The sequence below is a fragment of the Chryseobacterium sp. genome, assembly GCF_022712095.1.
Taxonomy (GTDB): domain Bacteria; phylum Bacteroidota; class Bacteroidia; order Flavobacteriales; family Weeksellaceae; genus Chryseobacterium.
Window position 1 is genome coordinate 1 of record NZ_JALAHD010000225.1, and the last position, 6,754, is coordinate 6,754.

Consider the following 6,754-nt stretch of genomic DNA (forward strand, 5'->3'; position numbering starts at 1 on the left):
ATCTTCAAGATCTCCAGGGATAGATCTATTTGGATCTTCTGAAATGATAAGAGCTTTACCACCATTTTTCCTGATCCCAACTTGGATAATATTATCAGCAGTATCAACTAATAGAATAAAATTAGTATTTCCACAGTCATGAACTTTACATCCTGTAGCTTCTACTGTGTTACCTACAACAGTAATAGGTGTTTCTACATTCCAGTTTTTCTTCAGGAATGCATAATCATCATTACCTAATAATTTAATAAGTCTAGATTTTAAAACTGGATTATCAAGCAGCTTGGAAGTTTTAACCATTTTTCCTTTGTAGTTCTTCAGGAAGTCTAATGGACCTGGCTTGCTATTGACAATTTCAGTTAATTCTCCTCCTTTTGATACAGTATTCTGATTAGCTAAAGCGAAATTAGCGCTAAAAGCAAGTGCTAACGCACTAAAAAATAATTTTTTCATAATTTTTAATTCATCTTTGACATACTATCCAAATCGTATGCCAAAGAAAATTATCAATTATAAAGAAATAAAAACTAAAAAGAATAGTTAGGAGCTTCCTGTGTAATGATTACGTCATGCGGATGGGATTCTTTCAATCCGCTTCCTGTAATCATAACCATTTTAGTATCTTTTTGCAGAGCTTCTATATCTTTAGAGCCACAATATCCCATTCCCGCTCTCAGACCTCCTGTTAATTGAAAGATAACATCTTCCAGTTTTCCTTTATGAGGAACTCTGCCTTCAATTCCTTCGGGAACGAATTTTTTAGCTTCACTTTGAAAATATCTTTCTTTCCCTCCACGTTTCATAGCGGAAAGACTTCCCATTCCCTGATAAGATTTGAATTTTCTGCCCTGGAATATAATCTCTTCACCCGGTGCTTCGTCTGTTCCTGCCAAAAGTGAACCAAGCATTACTGCTCCTGCTCCACTTGCAATTGCTTTAACAATATCTCCGGATAATTTAATTCCTCCGTCTGCAATTACGGTAACATTTTTTGATTTAGCATACTCATATACATTATAAATAGCTGACAACTGAGGAACTCCTACTCCTGCTACCACTCTTGTAGTACAGATTGAGCCCGGGCCCACTCCAACTTTAAGTACATTAGCTCCTGCTTTTATCAAATCTTTCGCTGCATCAGCTGTTACAATATTTCCTCCTACAAGATCCAAATCAGGATAAGCTTTTCTAATCTCAGCAATTTTTTCCAACACGCCTTTTGAGTGGCCATGTGCAGAATCTATAGCGACAATATCAACACCAGCTTTCACCAATGCCTCAATTCTGTCCATTGTATCTTCTCCTACTCCTACTCCGGCACCTACAATAAGACGTCCGTTTTGATCTTTGTTTGCATTAGGATATTCCAGTTGATTATCAATATCCTTAATGGTAATTAATCCCACCAGTTTATTTTCCTTATCTACAATAGGAAGTTTTTCAACACGGTTTTTAAGAAGAATTTCTTTTGCTTTTTCGAGATTAGTATCTTTATCAGATGTTATAAGATCATCTTTTGTCATGATTTCTTCCACCTTCATAGCAAGATTTTCCTGATACTTTACATCTCTGTTTGTAATGATTCCAATAAGCACATTATCGGCATCCACTACAGGAAGTCCGGAAATCTTATACTTACTCATCATATCTTTAGCCTGTCCTAAAGTATGATCCTTGGAAAGGGTTACAGGATCAGAAATCATTCCGTTTTCAGAACGTTTTACACGGTTAACCTGAGCAGCCTGTTCTGCAATCGGCATATTCTTGTGAATAAATCCTAAACCACCAACACGAGCTAAAGCAATAGCAAGATCTGCTTCTGTAACAGTATCCATAGCCGCTGAAACTATCGGAACATTAAGCGTGATTTTATCGGTAAGTCTTGATTTTAATGAAACCTGGTTAGGTAATACTTCTGAATAAGAAGGGACTAGAAGAACGTCATCAAAAGTGATGGCTGTCTCGACAATTTTGTTATGAATAGACATCTTTACTTTCTGTGCAAAATTAGGTTATTTTAGTGAGATGTGAAAATTCTTTTTGATAGTTTAAATAAAATTTAATAATCAATGATGTAAATCAAAAAAAAACGTTCCTACTAGAACGGCAATTATTAAAATTTGATTAATATCAAACAACTACTTATCAGAAGCTGAATTGATCATTTCTGAAATATCATTTGCTGTAAAATTTCCTTTTACATCTACAAAAACAAGATCTTTATCTGAATTGACGGTAATCAGCATATTCTTAATAACTTCTCCTTTTTGTTTAACACGGACATTCACATTATCACCGTCATGTTTAATAGTCGCCCAATCTTCATATTGATTATCATTTAAATATTTGGCATAATCTTTAAGCATGGCTTTATCTCCGTTTTCCACCGTCAATACTCTAATTTTAGAAACTTTTTTTACCATTGCCAGTATAGCCTCATCTTCCCCACTTTCTTTTAAAGCTTTTTTAATATAGGGCTTTGCCAGCAGCACAGGAACATTGACACTCATAAACTTTGCTCCTTCATAATCATGTTGCGCATCTGCAAAAAAATCAATATTCGGTTTTTCAGAAACAATACAGGATTGAAGTAGAAATAAAGCGCACATTATGAAAAGTATTTTCTGTAGGGTTTTCATGGTAAATGATTTAGTTAATTTGTTTTAAACTTCCTCCTGAAGTCTTACTGATACGAGACTCAACCTGTGGATTACCTTTATATTTAACCGATCCTCCTGATGATGCTTTTACACTCAGCCGGCTTTTCACATTAAGAGTAAGGTTAGATCCTGATGAAGTTTCCGCCTGTGCGTTATTCACAATCAAGTCTTCGGCTTTACATAATGCTCCACTACTAATATCAAAAGTCGCATTATCTACCTGTCCAACTAACTTTGTATTAGAGCCGCTCGATCCCTTTAAAGTCATATTGGCTGAATTGATGGTTGCATTCATATTAGCTCCAGAGCTCACAGCGACATTAGTAGCATTGGAAACATTAAACTTTCCTGTCAGATTGGAACCTGAAGAAGCCTCAAGCTCCAGACTATTTTCTTTAACAAGATCTACCGCCGTAAAGTTGGCGCCCGATGATGTTTTAATACTATTCATTCTGGGAGAAGATACGTTAACACTTAAATTATTAAATTTCAAATTCTTAACCCCTTTATTATCTATATAGACTTTAAGGATTCCATTCTCCACTTTAGTAATTACATATTGTAGTTTATCTGCATCAGCCAATACTTTTACACTAGTGGAGTTTTCCTGTTTATAAACCAGATTTACGCCTGTACTTACCTGTACTCCTGTAAATTGTCCCACATTTCTGCTTTCTCCATTAAGATAAGAAACTGTATTTTCTGAAGTCAGGTTATTTTTCGTAGTATTAATTGTATTGCCTTTTATTTTGGCTTCACTGGAACTGATAATTTTATTGACATCATCCATAGATAGTTTCCCGTCCAGCATAACAAGAACATTTTCTCCACTTTCACTGTTTATACTTAATAAAAGGTCATCCAGCATTCCTTCTTTAGCATCTGCAGAGAGAAATTTAATTTTATTTCCACTGTTATTAACAGTCATCACCTCATTATAATTCAGATTCTTCAGATAAGAAGAAATATCTTTCTTAATTTTATCCAGATCGGATTTCACCTTCATTCCTTCAGAGCTATCGGCTGTTTCCGGATTTTCGGTGATAAGGATCTTTAATCCGTTAATTTTGGATAAAAGCGGTTTAATCTGATCGAGCTGTGAATCTTTAATATTAAGACTGCTCAGCATCCCAAACATAGGTTTGGCAATTTTGATGGAGGTCACCCCTTCCACTTCCTGATACTTGTCAAAAAGCTGATCCAATTTCTCTTTTTGCCCATATACATTAAAAAAATGGGAAAAAGCCAGTGCGAATATGATGAATATTTTTTTCATGAGTTAATTTATTTTAATCTTATTTCAAGACCTGATCAGGTTCTTTATTTTGTTAGTCTACATTATCCATTACCTGAGTGGAAGTCATCCTCTCGCTGGCATTTGCAAATACCTGGAATGAATATTTAGTCACGTTAATAGCTTCTTCTACATTATCAATCCTTTTACCGTTAACAATTACATAATTGTCTTTATAACCCGTAGAGTCTTTCTTTACAGAGGTATATTTTGGAGATGACTTATATGTTGAATTATCTACAAATCTTGGTTTCGTTTCTTTTTTAAGCCGGCTTCTTTTAGATAATATTTCATCAAGAACATCTTTTTCTGCTATAGAATTATCCTGAAAAACAGAATCTTTTTTAGCACCGGAAATAGAATCATTGTTATGAAGTGCTATCTGCTCCTGATGTTCATTGTTTTCTTCTATAAATTTTGATTTCTGTTTCTGAATTTCATTTTCCACCAAAGTATCTTTCTCATCGATTACACTGTGGTTGATATAATTAAAAATAAAACCAATACTTAAAAGAATTAATAATCCGGCAGCCATCCAGAACCATTTCGGAATCTTCGGCTTAGTTTTTCCCAATGGAATAATAGGTGTATCTTCTTCTTTGGATTCTGCTTTTTGAAGCAGATCTTCAAAGCTCCAATCCATCTTCTCTTCCTTTATTTCCCGGAAGATTTCGTCATATTTATTTTGAAATTGATCTTTGCTCATAACTCATCAATTGTGAGATTTGTTCTTTTACTTTTTGTCTGGCACGCATAAGATTCACTCTTACAGCATTCTCTTCTATCTCCAGTATTTCAGAAATTTCTGATACTTCATACTCTTCTACATCTTTCAGGTGAATTACCATTTTCTGCTTTTCCGGAAGCTGGTTAATAAACCGTATGATATGTTCTTTCAGATTATTAATCTCAATACTGTACAACTCAGACTGATGAAGCTGAAGGTCTGCAAAACCACGTTTTACTTCATGGTGTTTAAGTCTGTTAAGGCATTCATTCCTGACTGATTTCAAAGCATAGGACTTCAAATTTCCAAATTGTCCCAACTCTTCCCTCTTCTGCCAAAACTTAACCATCAGATCCTGCACTACATCTTCTGCTTCATCACTGCTCATGACAAATCTTCTCGCAAAACGATACATCTCATCTCTGAGAATAAACACCGTATCCTTGAAAATTTCTTGGGTCATAAGTTTTCTTTCTATAGGTAAGACAATCAATAATTGAATTGTATTACATCCAAAAATAAAAAACTTCAAATTATTTGAAGTTTTTTATTTTAGAATATTTAGTAGGTATCAAAAATATATTTAAAAATACCTTTATCTTCATCTGTCAAAGCAATCTTACGCCTTGCCATCACTCTTTCAGCGACTTCATAAGCCTTATCCAATTTAAACCTTTCATCACCTTTAAATCCGCCCCATGAAAAATTCTCAATTAAATTAGGAGGAAAACCTTCTTTAAAAATATTGGAAGCAACTCCGATTACAGTTCCTGTATTCAATTGAGTATTAATCGCGGTCTTGGAATGATCTCCCATGATCAGACCGGCAAACTGAAGTCCCGTATCTTCAAAAGCTTTTGTCCTGTAATTCCACAGCTTTACATGGCCATAATTATTTTTAAGATTGGAAGAATTGGTATCCGCTCCTAAGTTGCACCACTCTCCAATGACTGAGTTTCCAACAAATCCATCATGCCCTTTATTAGAATAACCAAACATGATAATATTGCTTACTTCACCTCCTACTTTAGAATGGGGGCCTACAGTAGTAGCTCCATAAATCTTAGCTCCTAAATTAAATTTAGAATCATCACAAAGAGCAATCGGTCCACGAAGGTTACAACCTTCCATTACCTCAGCATTTTTCCCTATATAGATTTTACCTGTTTTTGTATTTAAAGTTGAGAATTCCACCTGCGCCCCTTCTTCTATAAATACATCTTTCCTATCCCCCAGTAAGCCATTCGTAGAAGACAATTCCTGAGAAACTTTATCTTTAGTCATCAAACCAAAATCAAAATCAATGGCATGATGATTATAGGTAAATAAATCTGTTGGTTTCTTAAAGAAAATAAGTTCTTCTTTAATATCAGTCATTTTTTCAATCTGATTCAGGGAAAAATCTTTCATATTGATTTTAGCAGCGACCAGTTCATCTTCATATACCAAAGCTTCTCCCTGTTGTAAATCTTTAATTTGCTGCAGAACACTTTCAGTTGGAAGAAAATTAGCCACTAAAAAAAGACTTTCTTTTTCTCCCGGCTTTTTAAATTTATCCTGTAAATAGTTTTCCGTAATATAGGAAACCTCTTTGATTTTCAACAGCTTTTGCCATCTTTCGGAAAAAGTAAGAATTCCACATCGCATTTCTGCTACCGGACGAGTGAAAGTAAGCGGAAGAAAGTCTTCCCAGTATTGCGCATCAGAAAATACAAGCTGCATGATAATTCAATATTTTAAAGTTTAATGTTCTAACAAAAATACAAATAAAAAAAGTCTTCCAAGAGTTTTGGAAGACTTCAATATCTTTTAATTTCAAAAAATTACTTAGCGAATTTTTTGTATTTGTTCATGAATTTGTCTACTCTACCTGCAGTATCTACTAATTTCACTTTACCAGTGTAGAAAGGGTGCGAAGTAGAAGAAATTTCCATTTTGATTAATGGATATTCCTGACCTTCATATTCAATAGTATCTTTTGTTTCTGCAGTAGATTTGCAAAGAAACACCTCGTCGTTACTCATATCTTTGAAAACAACAAGTCTATAATTTTCTGGGTGGATTCCGTTTTTC

7 protein-coding genes and 1 pseudogene are annotated in these 6,754 nt (G+C 34.4%); all 8 read right to left on the reverse strand.

From position 1 onward, the window contains the following. Positions 1-453: pseudogene (locus tag Q0A18_RS11860) on the reverse strand (hypothetical protein); the annotation flags it as partial. A gap of 74 nt (positions 454-527) precedes the next feature. After that, positions 528-1,988, reverse strand: coding sequence for an IMP dehydrogenase (gene guaB / locus Q0A18_RS11865; protein ID WP_292010360.1), 1,461 nt, complete (start codon positions 1,986-1,988; stop codon positions 528-530). A 150-nt stretch (positions 1,989-2,138) separates the two neighbouring features. After that, the gene (locus tag Q0A18_RS11870; protein WP_292010361.1) at positions 2,139-2,639 is read right to left on the reverse strand and encodes a DUF4252 domain-containing protein; all 501 of its coding nucleotides are present in this window, start codon (positions 2,637-2,639) and stop codon (positions 2,139-2,141) included. A 10-nt stretch (positions 2,640-2,649) separates the two neighbouring features. After that, positions 2,650-3,936 (reverse strand): DUF4252 domain-containing protein, encoded by a 1,287-nt coding sequence (locus tag Q0A18_RS11875; protein ID WP_292010362.1) that lies wholly within the window; start codon positions 3,934-3,936, stop codon positions 2,650-2,652. Positions 3,937-3,988: 52 nt separating this feature from the next. Further along, positions 3,989-4,660, reverse strand: a complete 672-nt coding sequence (locus tag Q0A18_RS11880) for a hypothetical protein (protein ID WP_292010363.1) — start codon at positions 4,658-4,660, stop codon at positions 3,989-3,991. Beyond that, positions 4,635-5,144 (reverse strand): sigma-70 family RNA polymerase sigma factor, encoded by a 510-nt coding sequence (locus tag Q0A18_RS11885; RefSeq protein WP_292010364.1) that lies wholly within the window; start codon positions 5,142-5,144, stop codon positions 4,635-4,637. Before Q0A18_RS11885 ends, Q0A18_RS11880 begins: the two co-directional genes overlap by 26 nt. A 98-nt stretch (positions 5,145-5,242) precedes the next feature. Then, the gene (locus Q0A18_RS11890; protein ID WP_292010365.1) at positions 5,243-6,403 is read right to left on the reverse strand and encodes a GlmU family protein; all 1,161 of its coding nucleotides are present in this window, start codon (positions 6,401-6,403) and stop codon (positions 5,243-5,245) included. A 101-nt stretch (positions 6,404-6,504) separates the two neighbouring features. Next, positions 6,505-6,744: a type B 50S ribosomal protein L31 gene (locus Q0A18_RS11895; protein ID WP_292010366.1), complete on the reverse strand. Its 240-nt coding sequence runs from the start codon at positions 6,742-6,744 to the stop codon at positions 6,505-6,507. Positions 6,745-6,754: the final 10 nt, after the last annotated feature.